This window comes from Arthrobacter halodurans, from assembly GCF_041877255.1.
GTDB lineage: Bacteria > Actinomycetota > Actinomycetes > Actinomycetales > Micrococcaceae > Arthrobacter_N > Arthrobacter_N halodurans.
On sequence record NZ_JBHDLJ010000055.1, the window covers coordinates 1 to 207 of the forward strand.

Below are 207 nucleotides of genomic sequence, written 5' to 3' on the forward strand. Positions count from 1 at the left end.
GAGCATGTGGTCCGCGAACACGTCGGTGCGCAGCTGGTCCATCGTGCGCTCCTCGCGCTCCCCGGGCACGTCCGCGCCGCCCTGGTCCGTGCCGCCCTGGTCCGTGCCGTGCGGGCCGGTTCCGCCGGGGCCGGTGGCGGGTGTGGCGGTGTCCTTGAGGAGCTGGGCCTGGGCGTGGACGCGGTCGTAGATCGCCTCGGCCTTCGC

1 protein-coding gene is annotated in these 207 nt (G+C 75.4%); it reads right to left on the reverse strand.

Annotation, left to right across the window (positions count from 1 at the left end; genetic code table 11):
* On the reverse strand, window positions 1-207 hold a 207-nt coding region (locus ACETWP_RS17410), incomplete at both ends, for a hypothetical protein (RefSeq protein WP_373973545.1).